Below are 19,395 nucleotides of genomic sequence, written 5' to 3' on the forward strand. Positions count from 1 at the left end.
AGCGGGTGGGTGAGGTCAGTCCTCGTCCTTGGCGGTCTTCATCCCGGCGGTGATCTTGTCCATGATGCCGGTGTCGGCCAGGGTCGTGGCGTCACCGACCTCTCGGTTCTCGGCGACGTCACGCAACAGCCGCCGCATGATCTTGCCCGACCTGGTCTTGGGCAGCTCGGGCACGACCATGATCTGGCGGGGCTTGGCGATCGGCCCGATCTCCTTGCCCACGTGGGTGCGCAGCTCGTTGACGATCTCCTCACCACCATCGCCGGCGGACTCCCTGAGGATCACGAAGGCCACGACGGCCTGCCCCGTCGTGTCGTCTGTGGCTCCGACGACCGCTGCCTCGGCAACCTTGGGGTGCGACACCAGAGCGGACTCGATCTCGGTCGTGGACAGGCGGTGGCCGGAGACGTTCATGACGTCGTCGACGCGGCCCAGCAACCAGATGGCGCCGTCCTCGTCCTTGCGGGCACCGTCGCCGGCGAAGTAGTACTGAGGCCAGCGCGCCCAGTAGGTCTCCTTGTATCGGTCGTCGTCGCCCCAGATCGTGCGCAGCATCGAGGGCCACGGCTCGGTGATCACGAGATAGCCGCCCTCGCCGTTGTCGACCGGGTTGCCGGCGTCGTCGACGACGTCGGCGGCGATGCCGGGGATCGCAGTCATGGCCGAGCCGGGCTTGGCCGCCGTGACACCTGGCAGCGGGCTGATCATGTGGGCGCCGGTCTCGGTCTGCCACCACGTGTCGACGATGGGCGTGTGGCCGCCGCCGATGTTCTCTCGATACCAGACGTATGCCTCGGGGTTGATCGACTCACCTACCGAACCGAGGATGCGCAGGGAGCTGAGGTCATGCTCGGCGGGGATCTGCTCGCCCCACTTCATGCACGTACGAATCGCGGTGGGGGCGGTGTAGAACAGCGAGACCTTGTACTTCTCGATGATCTCCCACCAACGGCCCTTGTGGGGAGTGTCGGGAGTGCCCTCGTAGAGGACCTGGGTCGCGCCGTTGGCCAGCGGTCCGTAGACGATGTAGGAGTGGCCGGTGACCCAGCCGACGTCGGCGGTGCACCAGTAGACGTCCTCGGGCTTGTAGTCGAAGACGCCCCAGAACGTGTAGGTCGACTGCACCAGGTAGCCGCCGGTGGAGTGCAGGATGCCCTTGGGCTTGCCGGTCGTGCCGGAGGTGTACATGACGTAGAGCGGGTGCTCGGCGTCGAACATCTCGGGCTCATGGATCTGCGACGACTCATCGACGAGCTCGTGCCACCACACGTCGATGCTGCTGTCGAAGTCGACGTCCTGCCCGGTCCGGCGCACCACCAGGACGTTCTCGACGATGGCGGTGTTCTTGTTGTCGATCTTGATCAGGGCCTCGTCGACAGCCGGCTTGAGGGCACTGGCCGCACCGCGCCGGTAGCCGCCGTCGGCGGTGATGATGAGCTTGGCCCCGCAGTCGACTATGCGGCTGCTCAGCGCGTCCGCGGAAAAGCCGCCGAAGACGACCGTGTGTGGCGCGCCGATCCGCGCACATGCCAGCATCGCGATGACGGCCTCGGGGATCATCGGAAGGTAGATCGCGACGCGGTCTCCGGCCTCGATGCCGAGCTCTTCGAGTGCGTTGGCGGCGCGGCTGACCTCGTCCTTGAGCTCGGCGTAGGTGATGTCGCGGGTGTCGTCGGCGGGCTCGCCCACGAACTGCAGGGCGACCTTGTCACCGTTGCCGGCCTCGACGTGACGATCGACGCAGTTGTAGGCCGCGTTCAGGGTGCCACCGACGAACCACTTGGCAAACGGTGGGTTGGACCAATCGAGCACCTCGGTGAACGGGGTGCCCCAGCTGATCCGGTCGGCCTGTTCACCCCAGAACGCGACGCGGTCCGCGGCCGCCTGTTCGTAGACCTCGGCCTTGACGTTGGCGTTGGCGGCCAGGTCCGTCGGCGGCTCGAAGACGCGATCCTCGTGGGACAGGTTGCTGATGTTCTGCTCGGTCACGATGGCTCCTCGATTCGGCTGGTGTTCTGTGTGCATTGTGTCCCACGCTTCGCTCGCCCGACCATGGGCCGAGCGAGCGAAGCGAGCGACGGCAGGCGCCCGGGCGAAGCCCGGCAGCGCTGAGGTACGAAGCGCTGGAGCGGCGAAGCCGCGCGCCCTACTTTTCCGAGCCCGCGCCGGTCATCGACCGGACGTCCAGCTCGACGTAGCGCTCCTCGGCGTCGGCGTCACGTGCCGTGACGGTGCCCAGCCAACCGAAGAAGAAGCCGAGCGGGATCGAGATGATGCCCGGGTTGGCCAACGGGAACCAGCTGAAGTCCGAGCCCGTGATCATGGCGGTCTCCGAGCCCGAGACGACCGGCGAGAAGATCACCAGGCCGACGCACGAGATCAGGCCGCCGTAGATGCTCCACACCGCTCCGCGGGTGTTGAACCGCCGCCAGAACAGGTTGAACAGCAGCGCCGGAAGGTTGGCCGAGGCCGCGACGGCGAAGGCCAGTGCCACCAGGAAGGCGATGTTGAGCTTCTGCGCCGGGATCGACAGGGCGATCGCGACTCCGCCGATCACGAAGGCGGCGATACGGGCCACCTTGACCTCCTGCTTCTCGGTGACCTTGCCCTTCTTCCAGACGTTGGCGTAGAGGTCGTGGGCGACAGACGACGCCGAGGTCAGGGTCAGACCAGCCACGACCGCCAAGATGGTGGCGAATGCGACGGCTGAGATCAGGGCCAGGAGCACGGCGCCCCCGGTCGATCCGGACCCACCGCCAACGGCCTCGGCCAGCAGCGGCGATGCGAGGTTGCCACCGGAGTCGACGATGTCCTGCTTCTTGTCACCCTTGACCAGGGCCGCGGCACCGAAGCCCAGGACGAGGGTCATGAGGTAGAACGACCCGATCAGGCCGATCGCCCAGAGCACCGACTTGCGGGCCTGGCGGGCGGTCGGAACCGTGTAGAAGCGGATCAGGATGTGCGGCAGGCCGGCCGTGCCGAGCACGAGCGCCAGGCCCAGCGAGATGAAGTCGATCTTGGCCTCGGTCGAGACTCCGTACTTGAGTCCGGGTTCGAGGAAGGCCTTGCCCGCTCCGCTCTCTTCAGCCGCGGTGCCCAGCATGTCGCTGACGTTGAAGTTGAACTTCGCGAGCACCAGGACCGTGATGAGGACCGTGCCGACCATCAGGAGCACGGCCTTGACGATCTGGACCCACGTCGTGCCCTTCATGCCGCCGACGACCACGTAGAAGATCATCAGCACGCCGACACCGGCGATCGTGAGGTTCTTGGCGGTCTCGCTGTCGACGCCGAGCAACAGCGCCACGAGAGCGCCGGCGCCGACCATCTGGGCGAGCAGGTAGAAGATCGACACGACGACCGTGGACGTCGCCGCTGCGGTGCGGACGGGCCGCTGGCGCATACGGAATGCCAGCTGGTCGGCCATCGTGAACCGGCCGGAGTTGCGCAGGAGCTCCGCGACCAGCAGGAGCGCCACGAGCCAGGCGACCAAGAAGCCGATCGAGTAGAGGAATCCGTCGTAGCCCGACAGCGCGATGGCGCCGGAGATGCCGAGGAATGACGCGGCCGACATGTAGTCACCCGCGACGGCGAAACCGTTCTGGGCGCCGGTGAAGCTGCGCCCGCCTGCGTAGTAGTCGGCGGCGGTCTGGTTGTTGCGGCTGGCCCAGAAGGTGATCCCGACCGTGATCAGCACGATCAGGATGAACAGCGAACCGGTCAGTGCCTGGTTGCTGTTGTCGTCGGTGGCGGCGCGCAAGATGGTGGCTGTCGTGCTCATCGCTCGATCTCCTCTTCGTACTCATCGCGCAGCTTGTCCGCGATGGGGTCCATGCGCACGGCCGCGAACTTGGCGTACCAGATCGCGATGCCGAATGTCGTGACGAACTGCAGCAGGCCGAACACCAGAGCGACATTGATGTTGCCGAACAGGACGTGGCCCATGAAGCCGGAGGCGTAGTTGGAGGCCAGGACGTACAGCAGGTACCAGGCCATGAAGCCGATCGTCAGTGGGACGACGAATCTCAGGTAGGTCCGCTTGAGCTCGGCGAACTCGTCGGTTGCGTGGATGCGTTGGTAGGCCGCGTGGGCCTCGGCGGAAATTTTCTCAGCCACGGTGGGTCACCTCTTTCGTGAACAGGGCAGACGGCGCGAGGGCGCCACCACCCTGAACGTATGGGCGTCCGGAGCTGTGAGCCAGATCACGGGGAGGGTCGTGCGACGGGCGCCCGGGCGCTTGCGACATACGGTCGGGGACGCGCGACGAGCGGTCGGTCCGGCACGACGAACGGTCGGGGTCAGAACTGCCGGTCGACGTCCAGGCGCTCGGGCGTGTGGAGCCGGACCATGGTGCGGGAGACGTTGGCGGGCACGTCACCGCGGGTCAGCAGGGAGCCACCGATCATGAGCCCGAATCCGACCGGGACGGACCACGCGGCGGGCTGGCTCATGAGCACCCCCAGCCAGCCCTCGGGGCCCCACGCGATCGTCATGACCGGTGCGATGCCCGCGCACAGGCCGCCGCCGATGAGTCCGGCGATCGCGCCACGGGCGGTGAGGCCGCGCCACCAGATGCCGAGGACGAGCAGGGGACAGAATGTCGACGCCGCGAGGGCGAATGCGAAGGTCACGGAGTTGGCGACCGCGATCCGTTCGGCCGAGAGGGCCAGCGCCAGCGGCACGAGGACCCCGCCGGCCGCCGCGAGCCGCAGGGTCGTGATGGTTGAGATCCGCCGCGCCCAGGCCGGACGGGTCGAGGCGCCCATCCCGCGGGTCAGACCCTGCCCGACCACCCCGGCGATCGACATCGTGATGCCCGAGGACGTCGACAGGAACGCGGCGAAGGCGCCAGCGGTCAGGAGCGCGGCCAGCACCTCGCCCGTGCTGCCGCCGATCATTCGCGACGGCAGCTCGAGGACGACGGTGTCCGTACGCCCCGAGGCAAGCAGGTCCCGGGCATAGATCCGGCCGAGGACGCCATAGATCGTGGGCAGCAAATAGAACGTTCCGAGCAGGGCCAGCACGATGAGGGTCGTCCGACGCGCCGCGTGGCCATCGGGGTTGGTGTAGAACCGGACGACGACGTGCGGCAGGCCCATCGTGCCGAGGAAGGTCGCGACCATGACGGAATAGGTCAGGTAGAGACCCGGCCCGGTGGCCTCGCCGAAGGGCTGGAACCACGCCGTGGGCGCAACTGGGGAAGGTCTGCCGTCATCGGTCCAGGCGTGCAGCAGGAAGAACACCGGGATCAACAGTGCCGTGAGCTTGAGCCAGTACTGGAACGCCTGCACGAAGGTGATGCTGCGCATGCCGCCTGACACGACGTTGATCACGACGATGACGGCGACCACCGCGGTGCCGACCCAGTTGGGGGCCCCGGTCACGGTGCGCAGGGTCAACCCGGCGCCCTGGAACTGCGGCATCAGATAGAGCCAGCCGACGCCGACGACGAGGATGCTCGCGACCCGGCGCACGCCGACCGACTGGAGACGGACCTGCGCGAAGTCCGGGATCGTGTATGCCCCGGAGCGGCGGAGTGGAGCGGCGACGAAGACCAGCAGCATGAGGTAGCCCGTGGTCCACCCGATGGGATACCAGAGCATGTCTGCGCCGCTGGCCAGCACGAGGCCGGCGACGCCGAGGAACGACGCGGCAGACAGATACTCCCCGCCGATCGCGGAGCTGTTCCACACTGGACTGACCGAGCGGGACGCGACATAGAAGTCGCTGGTGGTGCGGCTCAGCCGCAGGCCGAAGGCGCCGATGCCGAGAGTCGCCAGGGCCACGAGCGCGACGGCGATGATGCCGTACGTGGTGTTCACGACTCTTCCGGCTCCACCAGATCGGCGAAGTCGCGCTCGGCGCGCTCGGCCTGGCGGACATACAGCCAGCCAAGCGCGAAGAGGGCCGGATAGACCGCGGCGCCCAGAACCAGCCAGGGCAGGGGTACGCCCCAGACCTCGAAGTCGGTCACGGAGTCGAATGCGAGGAAGATCAGCGGCAGCGTGCCGATCGAGAGCAGCAGCGTCGTGGCGACGGTCAGGGCGGCTCGCAGCTGGGAGCGGATCAGGGAGCGCATGTAGACCTCGCCGACGCCGGTCGACTCGTCGATCTCCTGGCGGACGCTCCGCCGTACGTGCGAGGGCGCCGTCGTCAGCGGGTTCGTGACCCGGATCCGCCCCTTGGCAGGTTCGTCGGTCACAGCGCACGCTCGTGGAGGAGCTCGCGGAGCGTACGGGTGTGGCGGCGCGCCACGACCAGCTCAACGAGGTCGTCGCCGACCGGGAGCAGGACGCTGCAGCGTCCGCTGTTGACCCGCACCTCGCGGACGTGGCTCAGGCTGACGAGGTGGCTGCGGTGGATCCGGACGAATCCTGCATCGGCCCATTCGTCAGCGAGCGTGCCGATGGGGACCCGGACGAGGTGACTCGGACCGTCGGCGGTGTGCAGCCTCACGTAGTCGCCCTGTGCCTCGACGTAGGACACCGTGCGGCGCGACACGAAACGGGTGACTCCGCCGAGCTCGACCGCGATCGAGTCCTCGGTCGCGGGCGCTGCGGACTCGCTGTCGACGCACGCCCGGCGCACACTCTCGCGCAGGCGCTCCTCCCGGATGGGCTTGAGCAGATAGTCGACGGCGTTCATCTCGAATGCCTCGACGGCGTATTCATCGTGTGCCGTGACGAAGACGACCCGCGGGGGGGAACGGAACCGGCTGAGCACCCGCGCGATCTCGAGACCACTCAATCCCGGCATCGCCACATCGAGGAAGACCAGGTCGATGTCGCTCTCGTCGAGCACCCGCAGGGCCTCGGCCCCGGACCGCGCGGCGCGCACCGTCCCGATCCGGTCGTCGCGCTCCAGCAGCCACACGAGCTCATCGAGGACGGGTTGCTCGTCATCGACCACGAGGGCGCTGAGGGCTGCGGTCATGTCCTGATCCTGTCGAGGTGTGATCCGGACCACAAGTCGGACGAGGTCTCAGGCGGTGGTCGGGTCGACCGGGTGAAACTTCGGCACGCGCAGCGTGACCTTGGTGCCTTCCCCAGGCGCGGTGTCCACGACGATGCCGTAGCCGTCGCCGTAGACCGTGCGCATCCGCTCGTCGACGTTGGCGAGGCCGATCGATGCGCTGGTCGTACGCCCCATCAGGACGTCGCGCACGGTGTCGGGGTCGACGCCCACGCCGTCGTCCTCGATCGTGATGATGCACTCCGTGCCCTCGTCGAGTGCGATCACCGTGAGGGTGCCGTCGCCGTCCTTGGCCTCGAGGCCGTGTCGGATCGCGTTCTCCACGAGCGGCTGGACCGAGAGGAAAGGGAGGTTCACGCTCAGCACCTCAGGGGCGACCCGCGTGACAACCCGGAGCCGGTCGCCGAAGCGGGCCTTCTCCAGGACCAGATAGCGCTCGATCGAGCGGAGCTCCTCGGCGAGGGTCGTGAACTCGCCGTGCTCGCGAAACGAGTAGCGAGTGAAGTCGGCGAACTCCAGCAGCAGGTCGCGCGCGCGCTCAGGATCGGTGCGCACGAATGAGGCGATGGCGCCGAGCGAGTTGTAGATGAAGTGCGGCGAGATCTGGGCGCGGAGCGCGCGAAGCTCAGCGGCCATCAGCGCGGTTCGCGAATCCGACAGCTCGGCGAGATCGAGCTGGCTCGACATCCAGCGGGCCACCTCGGTCGTGGCGCGCGCCAGCCCTGCCGAGGCCTCGTCGCTGATGACCACGATGCTGCCGACGACCCGCTCCTCGACTGACAGCGGCGCGACGATGACCCGGTCTGACGCCTGGGTCGTGCCCTTCGCGAGTGCGGCCGACATCAGCGCAAGGACATCGACCTCCTGACGTGGGCCGGCCCAGGCCAACGGTCCCTGCAGGTCGGTGATCGCGACGGTCGATGTCCCGAGCAGCGCCCGGACATGCGGGATGGCGCGGCCCGCGCTCTCCTCGTCGAGGCCGAGGCGCAGGGCTGGGGCCGCTAGTGAGGCGGTGTGCAGCGTCTTGTATGTCGCTCGGTCGGCCGGCGAGCCGAGCGCGCGACGTCGGGTGAGCAGGCGCCAGCGGACGAACCCGGCCGTGGCGACAAGGATCGCACCCAGCGCCGCCACGGTCGTGAAGTTGTCCATCGGGCGACGCTACCGCGGCGGATCGCCAGCCGGCAGTGCCGTAAACCAGCCGGGTGCCTGCCGGCGGAACTCCGTACGGGCGAGCGAACCGGCACCGGCGGGGATGAGTCCGTCCAGCGGGGCGCCTGTGAGCCGCGGCAGGTCGGTGCGGTTGCAGCGCTCGGCGAGACCCGGCTCGGCCGCACAGTCGCCCAGAACGAGTCGCGGGGAGAACCCCTCGGCCCGAACCCGGTCGAGGGTCAGCCCGGTGTGGTTCAGCGTCCCGAGCTGCTCGGTGGTGACGACGACGACCTGGGCGTCGAGGGCCCGGGCGAGATCCAGCACCGTGCCGCCCAGGAGGTCGAGCCTGACGAGCACCCCGCCGGCACCCTCGACCAGGACGATGTCGGCGTCGATGCGGCAGGTGCGATCGACCAGCTCGGCAATCGTCGGCAGCGGGCTTCCCCGCAAGCGGGCCGCGGACTCAGGAGCCAAGGGATCGCGCAGCCTGGCGAGCTCGTGCACGGCGGCAGAGCCCGTGAGCCGTATGACATCGTCGACGTCACCGGGTTCGCCCGGTCCCACGCCCGTCTGCACGGGCTTGACCACGGCCACCCGGGCTCCACCGTGCTCGAGCGCGACGGCGAGGGCCGCGGTCGTGACGGTCTTGCCCACGCCCGTCCCGGTGCCGGTGATCACGATGTAGTCGGTCATCGCACCACGGAGTCGATGAGCTTGCAGGCAAGGGCCAGCTCATCGTCGTCGATTGCGGCTGAGGCGGTCAGCCGCAGCCTGCTGATCCCGTCGGGGGTCGAGGGCGGCCGGAAGCAACCGACTCGGACCCCGGCGTCGCGGCACTGCGCCTGAGCGTCGAGTGCTTCGGCCGGCCCGGCCATCTCGACCGAGAGCACGGCCCCGGGCACGCGCGGCACCCCGGCGGCGTCGGCGAGCGAGTCTGCGACATGGTGCAGCCTGGCCACCCGGTCGGGCTCGGCATCCATGACCCGCAGGGCCTCGAACGCGGCGGCGGCGGCGGCCGGCGCCAAGCCGGTGTCGTAGATGAACGGCCGCGAGCGATTGACCAGGTGGTCGATGACGGCCTGGCTGGCGAGCACGGCGCCTCCCTGGCTGCCGAGCGCCTTGGACAGCGTCATCGTGACGATGACCGAGGGTCTGGGCGACAGTCCCAGCTCGTGAATGCGCCCGCGTCCGTGTCTGCCCGCCACGCCGATGCCGTGGGCCTCGTCGACGAGCAGAGTCGCGTCGTGCCGCTCGCACAGCTCCACGAGCTCCGTGAGTGGCGCGGCGTCACCGAGCACCGAATAGATCGACTCGACCAGGACCAGCGCCCGGGCTTGTGTACGTCGGGACAAGCTGGCCTCGACCGCGGTGAGGTCGTTGTGGCCGACGACCGCCACCGTCGCTCGGGAGAGCCGGCAGGCATCGACGAGTGAGGCGTGCACATGGGCGTCCGACACCAGGAGGGTGTCGCGGTCCGTGAGCGCTGTGACCGCGGAGAGATTGGCGTGATAGCCGGTCGAATGTACGAGGGCGGCCTCATGCCCGAGCCGGTCGGCGAGCGCTTCTTCGAGCTGGGTGTGCACGGGCAGGGTGCCGGTGACGAGCCGCGAAGCCCTCGCCCCAGCGCCCCACTCGACAGCCGCCGCGGCTGCCGCGGCAGTCACCCGCTCATCGCGGCAGAGCCCGAGGTAGTCGTTGCCGGCGAGGTCGATCAGGTCGTGCCCGACCGAGTGGGGCACCAACGAGCGGACCAGGCCGGCTCGGCGCCGCTGCTGGGCCTGCTCCTCGAGCCAGTCGTGCATGGTCATTGCGCGCTCCGGGCTGCAGCGACGAGTGCACCGGTGATGACGGCGAGGTCGTCATCGGTGCTGATGTAGGGCGGCATGGTGTAGATCAGGTTGCGGAACGGACGGATCCACGTGCCGTGGTCCAGGGCAACGGCCGTGGCGGCCGAGATGTCGACCGGCTCGTCGAGCTGGATCACGCCGACGGCGCCGAGCGTACGGACCTCGGTCACACCCGCCAGCTCGCGGGCCGGCGCCAGGCCGACCTCGAGTGCGGCGCCGATGCGGGTGATGTCGAGCCTCCAGTTCGAGTCGGTGAGCACGTCGAGCGAAGCCGCCGCGACGGCACAGGCGAGGGGGTTGGCCATGAACGTCGGCCCGTGCATTAGCGCGCCGGACTCTGAGGCGTCGATCCCGGCGGAGACCTCCGCCGTGCAGAGGACGGCCGCAAGGGTCAGGTAGCCGCCGGTGAGGGCCTTGCCGACGCACATGATGTCGGGACTGATGCCGGCGTGGTCGGCACCGAACATCTCGCCCGTGCGGGCGAACCCGGTCGCGATCTCGTCGAGGATCAGCAGCCAGCCGCGCTGGTCGGCGACGTCGCGGAGCCAACGGAGAACGGCCGGGGGATAGACCCGCATACCGCCGGCGCCCTGCAGCACAGGCTCGACGATGACCGCAGCGATCGTGTCGTCAAGGGAGTCGACCATGTTCTGGGCAGCGGCTATCCACTGCGCTGGGTCGGCGTCGAGGCCGGACGGTGGTTGGGGAAGGAAGACCTGCTCAGTCAGCACGTCGGTGAACATCTGGTGCATGCCGCCGACCGGATCGCACACGCTCATCGCGCCGAAGGTGTCGCCGTGATAGCCGCCACGGAGGGTCAGGAGCTGCGTACGTCGGGGGTGCCCACTGCCGCGCTGGAACTGCAGCGCCATCTTGAGCGCGACCTCGACCGCGACCGAGCCGGAGTCGGCGAAGAAGACCTTGTCGAGACCGCTCGGTGTGATGTCGAGCAGCCGCCGGGCCAGCTCGATCGCCGGCTCATGGGTGAGGCCGCCGAACATGACGTGCGACATCGATCCGGCTTGATGGCGCAGTGCCTCGTCCAGACGCGGGTGGCGGTAGCCGTGGATCGCCGCCCACCACGAAGACATCGCATCGATCGGCTGCCGTCCGTCTGCCAGCGTCAGGCGATTGCCCTGCGCCGAGGTGACGAGCAACGGTGTCGACGGTGAGTCCATCGGGGCATACGGGTGCCAGAGGTGGGCGCGGTCGAACTCGATGAGGTCAGTCATGAGGGCGGTCAGGATCTCGATGGTCGAGTTTGACCTGAACACTGTTCAGGATACATTCCTCCCATGACCGACGTCCTACAGGCCGCACGCACCCACGTCCTCGAGCAGGGTCTCGGACTCCCCGAGGATCTGCTGGTCGAGGTGCTCCGACTTCCTGACGAGAGCATCCCGGAGCTGTTGGAGCTGGCCCATGCGGTGCGGATGAAGTGGTGCGGACCCGAGGTCGAGGTCGAGGGCATCGTGTCGCTCAAGACCGGCGGCTGCCCCGAGGACTGCCACTTCTGCAGCCAGTCGGGCCAGTTCCAGTCGCCGGTCCGTTCGGTATGGCTCAACATCCCCGAGCTCGTGGAGGCCGCCAAGGAGACCGCCAAGACCGGCGCTTCGGAGTTCTGCATCGTCGCCGCGGTACGCGGCCCGGACCAGCGCCTGATGGACCAGGTCCGCGAAGGCATCAAGGCGATCCAGGCCGAGGTCGACATCAACATCGCCTGCTCGCTCGGGATGCTGACCCAGGCGCAGGTCGATGAGTTCGCCGAGATGGGCGTGCACCGCTACAACCACAACCTGGAGGCCGCGAAGTCGTACTTCCCCCAGGTCGTCTCGACGCATTCGTACGAGGAGCGTTGGGAGACGTGCCTCATGGTCCGCGAAGCGGGCATGGAGCTGTGCTGCGGTGGACTCGTCGGGATGGGCGAATCACTCGAGCAGCGGGCCGAGCTCGCGGTCCAGCTGGCCGAGCTCCGGCCGCACGAGGTGCCGCTCAACTTCCTGAACCCGCGTCCCGGGACGCCGTTCGGCGACCAGGAGCTGATGAGCTCGCAGGACGCCCTGCGCACGATCGCCGCGTTCCGCCTCGCGATGCCGCTGACGATCCTGCGGTATGCGGGCGGCCGCGAGCTGACCCTGGGTGACCTCGGCACGCGTGAGGGCCTGCTCGGTGGCGTCAATGCGGTGATCGTCGGCAACTACCTCACGACGCTCGGTCGCGATGCCAACGAGGACATCGACCTGCTGGCCGAGCTCGGCATGCCGATCAAGGAACTCCAGAAGACTCTCTGATCGCGACCTGGATGAGCACCTTCTGCGGGCAGTGTGGCGAGCGGGTCGACACGCACGGGCATCTTCGCTGTACCGAGCTCCTGCGGATGGAGCCGCCCAGGTTCTGCTCGCACTGTCGCAGACGGATGGTGGTCCAGGTGACTCCCGGCGGCTGGGTGGCTCGCTGCGTCGAGCACGGGGAGCTCACCTCGGGCTGAGCGGCGTCAGTCGTCTCCGATGCCGCGAGCGTGGAGGGCAGCGCCGGTGTCGTAGGCATGGGCGACGGTGCGGATGGCCATCGGTGAGAGGTTCGCGCGCAGGCTCCGCTCGAGTCCGCGTGCCTTGGCCGCCTCGCGGGTCTCGTGCGCGATCTGGAATATCGCGGGGATCGCGTTGATCATCAGCGAGAACGCGAGGGCGATCTTCTCGGGCCGTACGCCCACGCGCCTGAGCGGTCCGAGGCCGCGGACGATGGCATCGAGCATCCGATCCATGGCTGTGGTCGCCGTGAAGGTCGTCCCCACCACGATCAAGGCGACCGTGGTGGCGACGACCTCGACCGCCACTGGCCAGCCGCGCTGCCACCATTGGAAGGCGCCCAGGATCGCAACCACGATGAGGAACGGCCGAAGCCCTCGCCACACCGCACTCGGGGGCACCCGCGCCCACAACGCAACGCCGAGCGCCGCGACGAGGGCTGCCATGGGGAGCCATGGCCCGCTCAGTGCGACGACCGCAATGCTGACGAGGGCGACGAGGGCGAGCTTCGGGCCGGCCGGGACTCGGTGCCAGACGGTGGATCCTGGGCGATAGGTGCCCAGCGGGAGTGAGCGCCTCACGGTGCGGCCACGGTCTCGCGATAGTGCGTGACGGCAGCGGCAGGGTCTCCGTCGAACCCGATGGTCCCGCCCTCGACGACGATCACCCGGTCGCACTGGAGGGCGAGGTCGAGGTCGTGGGTCACGAGGACGAGCTGTTGCTCGAGGGCAAACAGCCTTTCGGCCACGGTCCGGCTGTTGCGCAGGTCGAGGAGGGTCGTCGGCTCGTCCGCCACCACGATCGTCGGCTCGATGGCCAGGACGCCCGCGATCGCGAGCAGCTGCTGTTGGCCGCCCGAGAGGGAGTGGACGCTGGACGCGGCCAGGTGTGCGAGTCCGTAGGAGTCGAGGATCGCGGTGACCCGGCGCTCGCGCTCGGCCTTGTCAGGCACGCGGCGGCGCAGCGACAGCGCGATGTCTTCGGCGACGGTCGGCATGACCAGCTGGGCGGCGGGGTTGGTGAACACGAAGCCGACGCGGCGACGTACGGCCGGTCCGTCGTCCGCGACGTCGATGCCGTCGACCGTCACGGTGCCGGCAGACGGTGTCACGAGCCCGTTGACGAGTCGGGCCATGGTCGACTTGCCGGACCCGTTGCTGCCGATGAGCCCGATGCGATGTTCTGTGAGCTCGACGGACACGTCGTGCAGGATGACCACATCACCGGCGGCTGACTCCGCGGTGACGGTCACATCGTCGAACGAGATGGCGGCCACTGGCCGAACGCTACCGACTGCGGCCGAGCAGGGTGGGGAATGCGCGGTGCACCGCGGCTGCGACGACGGCGGCCGCGACGAGCTTGACCAGGTCGGCCGGGACGTAGGCGAAGGCACTCTTGATCGTGGTGAACAGGGGCGTGTCAGCGGACAGCGAGATGCCGGTGGCACCGACCAGCCAGACGAGGGCCTCGGCCACGATGCCCCCGGCGATGATGACACCGGCGGTCACCGCGGTGTTGCGGCGACGGGCGCGCTCGACGACGAAGCCCACGACGAGCGCGGCCAGCGGGAATGCGATCAGGTAGCCGCCGGTCGGACCGCTGAACGGCGCCAGACCAGACGTTCCGCCCGCGAAGATCGGCAACCCGGCTGCGCCAACGACGAGGTAGAGGACGACGGTCAGGAAGCCGCGCTTGGCGCCGAGCACCGCGCCGGCGAGGAAGACGCCGAACAGCTGCAGGGTGACCGGGACCCCGTTGACGCCGAACGGGAGGGCGGTGGACACCGCGAGGACGGCGATCAGTGCGGCGAATGTGGCGATGAGCGCGAGGTCGGTGGTCGAAACTGACCGCTTGGTCGAGGGCGCTGCGGTGTTGCTCATGCTCGTCTCCTGGATCGCGACCTGAACGATGCTCAGGTGAACGGCGTTCAGGCTAGCCTATAGGCTGAGGTGACCGACAATCCGAGCCGGAGGCCCGCGTGCGCTATCACCGTTCCGACATCGTGGGACGGGCCGTCGACATCCTCGACATGTACGGATTGCCGGACATGTCGATGCGCCGGATCGCCTCCGAGCTCGGCCTTCAGCCCAGCGCGCTCTATCACCACTTCGCCAGCAAGCAGGCGCTGCTCGCGGCCGTCGCCGACGAGATCCTGGCGCGCGGGATACGTCCCGCACCGGCGGCCGAGCGGTGGGACGAGCAGGTCGTCGCTGTGAGCCATGAGCTGCGTGACTCGATGCTGGCCTATCGCGACGGTGCCGAGCTGGTCGCGACGGTCCACGCCTTCGGGTTGGGGGCCGCAGCGCTGGAGGGGCGATTGGCCGCCGCGATCTCGTCGGGTGGTTTCGACGATGAGTTCGCCGGGGCCGCAGCGACCACGATCCTCTACTTCCTGTTCGGACACGTGTCGGACGAGCAGACTCACCTGCAGGCCAACAGCGTCGGTGCGATCGACGCCGAACCACTCGGCCGGGCGGGCTCGGAGTCGTTCGACCTCGGCCTCGGGTTGATCCTCGACGGCATACGCCTGCAGCAATCCAGCCCTGCCCGGGAGCGGTGAGTCAGCGACCTATCGTCCGGATGGGCGGTGTCCTAGCGACCTTTCAATATGCTCGATACGTCGCTGAGTCACCACCCTGGAGCAGGATAGGTCGCTGAGTCACCGCCCTGGAGCGGGATAGGTCGCTGACTCACCGCCGAAGGGTTACCAGCTGGCGTGGAGCGGGCGCCCTTCGTCATAGCCGGCCGAGCTCTGCAGCCCGATGACGGCTCGCTCGTGAAAGTCTGCGAGTGACCGCGCGCCAGCGTAGGTTGCGCTCGACCGTACGCCCGCGATGATCGAGTCGACGAGGTCCTCGACGCCGGGGCGATCGGGATCGAGGAACATCCGGGAGGACGAGATGCCCTCTTCGAACAACGCCATGCGGGCGCGCTCGAACCCAGCTGCGTCGCGGGTGCGGTTGGAGACAGCACGGGCCGATGCCATGCCGAACGACTCCTTGTAGGGCCGCCCGTCCGGTCCGACCTGGAGGTCGCCGGGGCTCTCGAGCGTGCCGGCGAACCAGGAGCCGATCATGACGCTGGCCGATCCGGCGGCCAGCGCAAGGGCCACGTCTCGGGGGTAGCGGACGCCGCCGTCGGCCCAGATGTGCGCGCCCAGCTCACGGGCGGCCGCAGCACATTCGAGGACGGCGGAGAACTGCGGACGACCGACGCCGGTCATCATCCGCGTCGTGCACATTGCGCCGGGCCCGACACCGACCTTGATGATGTCCGCGCCGGCGGCGACCAGGTCCCGCACACCCTCGGCGGTCACGACGTTGCCTGCCGCGATCGGCACCCGGCGACCGGACTCCGCGGCGTAGGCATCTCGGGCCGCCAGGACCAGTGGGAGCGCCTCGCTCATCTTGGCCTGATGGCCGTGGGCGGTGTCGACGACGAGGACGTCGATGCCGAGATCCAGCAGGGCTGCGGCCTTGCGCGACACGTCGCCGTTGATGCCGACCGCGGCGCCGATCACGAGCGAGCCGGCGGTGTCGACCGCGGGCTCGTAGATCGTCGAGCGCAGAGCGCCCTTGCGGGTCAGCACGCCGACGAGCCGGCCGCCGTCAAGGATCGGGGCGAAGTCGATGTGGCGCGCCGACAGATCGTTGAAGCAGGTGCGAGCGTCCGTGCCGGCCTCGATCGTCAGGATGTCGGTCGTCATGACCTCGCGAACCTGCGCGAAGCGGTCGATCTCGGCGCCGTCGCGCTCGGTGACGATGCCGAGGACCTTGGCATCCTCCACCACCACGGCGGCCCCGTGCGCGCGTTTGGGGAGCAGGCTCATGACCTCGCCGATCGTGGTCGCAGGCGTGACGGTGACGGGTGTCTCGTAGACCGTGTGCGCCGCCTTGACCCGCTGGACGGTCGCCGCGACGATGTCGAGCGGGATGTCCTGCGGGATGATCGCGATGCCGCCTCGCCGGGCAATGGTCTCGGCCATCCGTCGGCCGGATACCGCCGTCATGTTGGCAACGACGAGCGGAAGTGTCGTGCCGATGCCGTCACTCGTGGTCAGGTCGACGTCGAAACGGCTGGTCACGGCTGATCGACCCGGGACCATGAACACGTCGTTGTAGGTCAGGTCGTACGTGGGCTGCAGATCGTTGAGAAACTTCACCGCACAAGTCTAGGCCAGCCGTGCCGGCTCAGGCGGTGCGTCGTGCCCGGTCCGTGGTGACGTAGGGGGCATCAACCAGGAACGCGATGCCGCACTGCCGGCAGATGCCGTTGCCCGACGTCAGGTCCTCGGGCAGGTCGATCTCGCCCTCGCACGTCTCGCACGCGAGGGCCAGGCCGATGTGCGCCAGTGAGTGCCTCATCGCGATCTCCCTTCCGTCTCTCCCACCATAGGAAGCGGGTGCGACAGAACCTTGCATCGCGGAGCGAGTCGCGTGGCGTCGATGCCGAGGCATGTCGGCCTGACTAGGTCCTCGCGGCCAAGAACTCGAACATGTTGCGAGCCCACCCCTGCGGGCTGAGGCGTTGGGACATGGCGTGGCTCACCCGGGACATGTCGCCGAGCCGATCAGGCGTCGACCCACTCAAGCGGACCATCGCAGCTGCCAGTGCGTCTGGATCTCCGGGTGGCACCATCCATCCGTTGTATCCGTCTTGGACCATGGTCGGCGCCGCTCCCACAGAGCTCGACGTCAAGATCGGCAAGGATGAGGCGGCCGCCTCATGGAGAACCACCCCGTACGGTTCGGCCCGCGAGGGATTGATGTACGCCGAGCTGCGATGCATGAGGGCGGAGAGTTCCGCGGGCTGGACGAACCCGTGGCTGACCACGCCAGGCTGTTTGACCAGCCCGGTCAGAAGTGGTCCCTCCCCGGCGACATGCAAGTTCCATGGGTCATCCGCGAGTGACCGATATCGGTCGTATGCCTCGGCAAGAACGTCTGCGCCCTTGTGGTGCACCATCCGCAACGCGGAGACGAACTGAGCCCGCTCGAGCAGCTCGGCGCCGGCCACCGGCGCTGCACCGTACAAGTCCGTGTCGGCCGCCAAGCTGCCGCGGAGGATGTCTTCCTCACCGAAACCTAGCCGTCGGGCGAACAGCTCAGTCCGCTCGCACGGCACAAATGCCGCATCGAAGAGCCGGCGGACGTACCAGGGGCTCGTGGCCCGTCCGAGCCACTGCTTGGGAGTTCCCAACCAGTTGTTGTCCATCCAGAGCAGGCGGGTGCTAAGTCCTGCTCGCTTCTTCAGAACCGCACGATATGGCGGCACGTGCCAGGAGTGGACGAGGACCGCGTCAGGGTCGAAGTCGTCCACGAGACGGTTCAGCTCGGCACCGGTCGGTTCGTCTTCCCAGGCGTGAACTCGCGCCAGCTGGGTGATCGGGAACGGCTGGTAGTCGACGTCGGGGCGGAAGCGACGCGTGATGATGAAGAGTTCGACCCCATGGTCGACAAGTTGTCGGAAGCTGGCGTCGAGGTAACCGGTGAGACCAGTCGCCAACATGACGACCTTCACGTCAGTTCCTTGGAGCGGAGGATTGCCGGGCGTGGAGCAGCTGCCGGTCCCTCTCGGTGGTCATGACGACGTCCACCAGGTCAAAACCGAGAGCATTCAGACGATCGATCTCGACGTCAAGCCGGTCGTGCCCTTCGTAGATCAGCTCTTGATGTTGGCTCAGGAACTTGAGCACACGATCTCGGTTGGGCAACCAGTGGACGACCGACAGGGCGGTCACGATGTCATGGCCACCGAGCCGAGACTCCCAATCGCTCTCGTCCGTCAGGTCGACCTGCTCGAACCGCGCAGGGACGTCGAGCGCCGCGGCAACCTTCCTAGCCGAATCGATGATGGTCGAATCGTGATCGACGCCGAGGGCATCCCGCGCCCCTGCGACAGTCGCGAAGGTCGACAACAATCCCATGTTGCACCCGAGCTCGAGCACACTCTTGCCCGCAAAGTCGACAGTCTTCGATATGGGCTCCCACCTGAGCTGCCATGCGCGTTCGCCCGAATAATGCTGCGCTCGGTAGCTCCAGGCGTAGTAGGCAACGCCTTGTCCCCTTGAGTTCGCCGAAGAGCTCTCGGCAAGGTCCCAAGCGTTTCGAAGGGCGCCGACATCTGTCGCGCCTGACACGGGCCGTCCCGCAGTCCGAGCCTTCACGAGTCTCCACCGCACTCGCCGAGCCAAGCTCTTGCTTTTCGGGACGAGGACGAAAAGGGCCAGCTTCCAGACCGGAGTGCGCCTCTGGAGGCCTTTCCCTACACCGATCCAATCCCGCAGGACCACGTGAAGTCTTGAGCCACGCGTCGCGCGGTCGAAGTCGATCAACGTCACCTTGTCGCGCTCGATCAACAGGTTCTCAGGGTTCAGGTCACCGTGAGAGACGCCGTGGCGATGAAGCTCCTTGAGCTCGGGGAGGAGGTTACGAAGCACGCGCAGTCGGGCTCGCACGCCAAAGGCCGTGTCCTGCTGGTCGAACAGGTAGTTGCTGAATCGGGTACCAGGCATTTCATCCTGAACCGAGTATTCCCACTCACCCCACGTCGCGTAGCTTGCGTTGCGGCTGAGTGCCTGAAGACTCGCGACCTCCCGGCGCAGCTCGGTGTCAGGGTGCGATCCTTCAAGTCTCCTGATCTTTGCCGCTTTGTTGTTTCCTCGGTAGACCCGGCTGTCCGTCACGAAACAACTCACCGAGACAAGTTCGGCCCCCTCCGGCAGGACGTGGTGAACCACCGCGTTCCAGCGGTCCTGCTCGTGGCGGATTTGCTCGCGAGGGGTGAGAGAAGTGCCGTCGTCCATCGTCATCCTCGGATTGTCGGTTGCATGTCGGCTCGCACCCTAACATCGAGCGACACGGGCGGTAGATCACGTCTGTGTGGGTCGCCCGACGTGG

General features: G+C 67.9%; 19 protein-coding genes. 2 read left to right on the plus strand and 17 right to left on the minus strand.

Features of this window, described 5'->3' with window-relative positions; translation table 11 throughout:
• Nucleotides 1–15: 15 nt before the first annotated feature.
• The 10 genes from acs to WKF39_RS11500 form a co-directional block, all read right to left on the minus strand.
• Entirely contained in the window at nt 16–1,989 is a 1,974-nt protein-coding gene (gene acs / locus WKF39_RS11455; protein ID WP_340388467.1) for an acetate--CoA ligase, read from the minus strand.
• Between the two features lie 157 nt (nt 1,990–2,146).
• Entirely contained in the window at nt 2,147–3,781 is a 1,635-nt protein-coding gene (locus WKF39_RS11460; protein ID WP_340388470.1) for a cation acetate symporter, read from the minus strand.
• Entirely contained in the window at nt 3,778–4,116 is a 339-nt protein-coding gene (locus tag WKF39_RS11465) for a DUF485 domain-containing protein (protein WP_340388472.1), read from the minus strand. The genes WKF39_RS11460 and WKF39_RS11465 overlap by 4 nt, the downstream gene beginning before the upstream one ends.
• A gap of 182 nt (nt 4,117–4,298) precedes the next feature.
• Complete coding sequence (locus tag WKF39_RS11470) at nt 4,299–5,822, minus strand: cation acetate symporter (protein ID WP_340388474.1); 1,524 nt, start codon at nt 5,820–5,822, stop codon at nt 4,299–4,301.
• On the minus strand, nt 5,819–6,202 hold the full coding sequence (locus tag WKF39_RS11475) for a hypothetical protein (protein ID WP_340388476.1): 384 nt from the start codon (nt 6,200–6,202) through the stop codon (nt 5,819–5,821). The genes WKF39_RS11470 and WKF39_RS11475 overlap by 4 nt, the downstream gene beginning before the upstream one ends.
• On the minus strand, nt 6,199–6,933 hold the full coding sequence (locus tag WKF39_RS11480) for a LytTR family DNA-binding domain-containing protein (RefSeq protein WP_340388478.1): 735 nt from the start codon (nt 6,931–6,933) through the stop codon (nt 6,199–6,201). The genes WKF39_RS11475 and WKF39_RS11480 overlap by 4 nt, the downstream gene beginning before the upstream one ends.
• A 48-nt stretch (nt 6,934–6,981) precedes the next feature.
• Nucleotides 6,982–8,121, minus strand: coding sequence for a histidine kinase (locus tag WKF39_RS11485; protein WP_340388480.1), 1,140 nt, complete (start codon nt 8,119–8,121; stop codon nt 6,982–6,984).
• Between the two features lie 9 nt (nt 8,122–8,130).
• Nucleotides 8,131–8,814: a dethiobiotin synthase gene (gene bioD, locus WKF39_RS11490; RefSeq protein ID WP_340388482.1), complete on the minus strand. Its 684-nt coding sequence runs from the start codon at nt 8,812–8,814 to the stop codon at nt 8,131–8,133.
• Nucleotides 8,811–9,929, minus strand: coding sequence for an 8-amino-7-oxononanoate synthase (locus WKF39_RS11495; protein ID WP_340388484.1), 1,119 nt, complete (start codon nt 9,927–9,929; stop codon nt 8,811–8,813). The genes bioD and WKF39_RS11495 overlap by 4 nt, the downstream gene beginning before the upstream one ends.
• Nucleotides 9,926–11,200 (minus strand): adenosylmethionine--8-amino-7-oxononanoate transaminase, encoded by a 1,275-nt coding sequence (locus tag WKF39_RS11500; protein WP_340388486.1) that lies wholly within the window; start codon nt 11,198–11,200, stop codon nt 9,926–9,928. The genes WKF39_RS11495 and WKF39_RS11500 overlap by 4 nt, the downstream gene beginning before the upstream one ends.
• A gap of 63 nt (nt 11,201–11,263) precedes the next feature.
• On the opposite strand from WKF39_RS11500, the gene bioB reads away from it, so the two are divergent.
• Nucleotides 11,264–12,259, plus strand: a complete 996-nt coding sequence (bioB, locus tag WKF39_RS11505) for a biotin synthase BioB (protein ID WP_340388489.1) — start codon at nt 11,264–11,266, stop codon at nt 12,257–12,259.
• A 203-nt stretch (nt 12,260–12,462) separates the two neighbouring features.
• On the opposite strand, the gene WKF39_RS11510 is transcribed toward bioB, so the two are convergent.
• The 3 genes from WKF39_RS11510 to WKF39_RS11520 are packed head-to-tail and all read right to left on the minus strand — an operon-like array spanning nt 12,463 to nt 14,376.
• Nucleotides 12,463–13,077, minus strand: coding sequence for an energy-coupling factor transporter transmembrane component T (locus tag WKF39_RS11510; RefSeq protein ID WP_340388491.1), 615 nt, complete (start codon nt 13,075–13,077; stop codon nt 12,463–12,465).
• A complete protein-coding gene (locus WKF39_RS11515; protein ID WP_340388493.1) occupies nt 13,074–13,772 on the minus strand; it encodes an ABC transporter ATP-binding protein in 699 nt (232 codons plus the stop codon). Before WKF39_RS11515 ends, WKF39_RS11510 begins: the two co-directional genes overlap by 4 nt.
• A 10-nt stretch (nt 13,773–13,782) precedes the next feature.
• On the minus strand, nt 13,783–14,376 hold the full coding sequence (locus WKF39_RS11520) for a biotin transporter BioY (RefSeq protein WP_340388494.1): 594 nt from the start codon (nt 14,374–14,376) through the stop codon (nt 13,783–13,785).
• 98 nt (nt 14,377–14,474) lie between these two features.
• Between WKF39_RS11520 and WKF39_RS11525 the strand changes: the two genes are divergently transcribed.
• A complete protein-coding gene (locus WKF39_RS11525) occupies nt 14,475–15,056 on the plus strand; it encodes a TetR/AcrR family transcriptional regulator C-terminal domain-containing protein (protein ID WP_340388496.1) in 582 nt (193 codons plus the stop codon).
• A gap of 144 nt (nt 15,057–15,200) precedes the next feature.
• On the opposite strand, the gene WKF39_RS11530 is transcribed toward WKF39_RS11525, so the two are convergent.
• The 4 genes from WKF39_RS11530 to WKF39_RS11545 form a co-directional block, all read right to left on the minus strand.
• Complete coding sequence (locus tag WKF39_RS11530; protein WP_340388498.1) at nt 15,201–16,658, minus strand: GuaB1 family IMP dehydrogenase-related protein; 1,458 nt, start codon at nt 16,656–16,658, stop codon at nt 15,201–15,203.
• A 28-nt stretch (nt 16,659–16,686) separates the two neighbouring features.
• Nucleotides 16,687–16,860: a hypothetical protein gene (locus tag WKF39_RS11535; RefSeq protein WP_340388500.1), complete on the minus strand. Its 174-nt coding sequence runs from the start codon at nt 16,858–16,860 to the stop codon at nt 16,687–16,689.
• A gap of 103 nt (nt 16,861–16,963) precedes the next feature.
• Entirely contained in the window at nt 16,964–18,016 is a 1,053-nt protein-coding gene (locus WKF39_RS11540; protein WP_340388502.1) for a glycosyltransferase family 4 protein, read from the minus strand.
• Between the two features lies 1 nt (nt 18,017).
• The gene (locus tag WKF39_RS11545; RefSeq protein ID WP_340388504.1) at nt 18,018–19,307 is read right to left on the minus strand and encodes a phosphotransferase; all 1,290 of its coding nucleotides are present in this window, start codon (nt 19,305–19,307) and stop codon (nt 18,018–18,020) included.
• Nucleotides 19,308–19,395: the final 88 nt, after the last annotated feature.

The organism is Aeromicrobium sp., assembly GCF_037719875.1.
GTDB lineage: Bacteria > Actinomycetota > Actinomycetes > Propionibacteriales > Nocardioidaceae > Aeromicrobium.

Excerpts from the sequence above, each read along its gene's own strand:
- WKF39_RS11460 (WP_340388470.1), bottom strand. The coding sequence starts at position 3,781 with ATGAGCACGACAGCCACCATCTTGCGCGCCGCCACCGACGACAACAGC.
- WKF39_RS11480 (WP_340388478.1), bottom strand. The coding sequence starts at position 6,933 with ATGACCGCAGCCCTCAGCGCCCTCGTGGTCGATGACGAGCAACCCGTC.
- WKF39_RS11485 (WP_340388480.1), bottom strand. The coding sequence starts at position 8,121 with ATGGACAACTTCACGACCGTGGCGGCGCTGGGTGCGATCCTTGTCGCC.
- bioD (WP_340388482.1), bottom strand. The coding sequence starts at position 8,814 with ATGACCGACTACATCGTGATCACCGGCACCGGGACGGGCGTGGGCAAG.
- WKF39_RS11495 (WP_340388484.1), bottom strand. The coding sequence starts at position 9,929 with ATGACCATGCACGACTGGCTCGAGGAGCAGGCCCAGCAGCGGCGCCGA.
- WKF39_RS11500 (WP_340388486.1), bottom strand. The coding sequence starts at position 11,200 with ATGACTGACCTCATCGAGTTCGACCGCGCCCACCTCTGGCACCCGTAT.
- bioB (WP_340388489.1), top strand. The coding sequence starts at position 11,264 with ATGACCGACGTCCTACAGGCCGCACGCACCCACGTCCTCGAGCAGGGT.
- WKF39_RS11520 (WP_340388494.1), bottom strand. The coding sequence starts at position 14,376 with ATGAGCAACACCGCAGCGCCCTCGACCAAGCGGTCAGTTTCGACCACC.
- WKF39_RS11535 (WP_340388500.1), bottom strand. The coding sequence starts at position 16,860 with ATGAGGCACTCACTGGCGCACATCGGCCTGGCCCTCGCGTGCGAGACG.
- WKF39_RS11545 (WP_340388504.1), bottom strand. The coding sequence starts at position 19,307 with ATGACGATGGACGACGGCACTTCTCTCACCCCTCGCGAGCAAATCCGC.